This is a genomic window from Salinimicrobium oceani, assembly GCF_012037645.1.
Genome location: NZ_JAAVJR010000376.1, coordinates 1 through 526, shown reverse-complemented (window position 1 = coordinate 526; position 526 = coordinate 1). Strand labels below are relative to the sequence as shown.

The following is a 526-nucleotide window of genomic DNA, read 5'->3' as shown; positions in this document are numbered from 1 at the left end:
AATATCGCACCAAAAATGGCATTTTTAAACAGGTTCTTTTCGCTGCTTAAAAAGTTCCACAAAAAATAAATGGCCACCATCATAAAAGAATGGGTGAAAATGTCCCACTGCCCGTTGCGGCCCATAAAAATAATATAGAACGAACTACCAAGAATTAAAGTGGCCAAAAATGAGTGTTTCAGGCTAAGTTTCAGTTTTGGCAGGAACCTGTAAAAAGTAAACAATAACAGGAGAGTAACCAGCACAGCCGGCAGGCGCATTCCAAAAAGGCTTGTAAATCCAAAGGTCATTCCGCTTAAGGCAGTGAGCCAGGTGGGCAACGGAGGCTTTTCATATCGGGCTTCAGCATTCATGGTGGTAAGGATCCAGTGATCTGCGGTCACCATTTCCCGGGCGGTGATAAAATTCCGGGCTTCCATAATATTAACGTAGATAAGGTCCAGGTGTACCAGGAAGATCAGGGCCCAAACCAGCAGGATGTAAAGGAGATATTTCTGTTTATTAGGCATGCGTTCTTCTAATAAGG

At 43.3% G+C, this 526-nt stretch carries 1 protein-coding gene; it reads right to left on the bottom strand.

Features of this window, described 5'->3' with window-relative positions; translation table 11 throughout:
* Positions 1-509, bottom strand: a 509-nt coding sequence (locus HC175_RS17260) for an ArnT family glycosyltransferase (RefSeq protein WP_209310051.1), incomplete at its 3' end; no start/stop codon positions are given.
* Positions 510-526 lie beyond the last annotated feature (17 nt).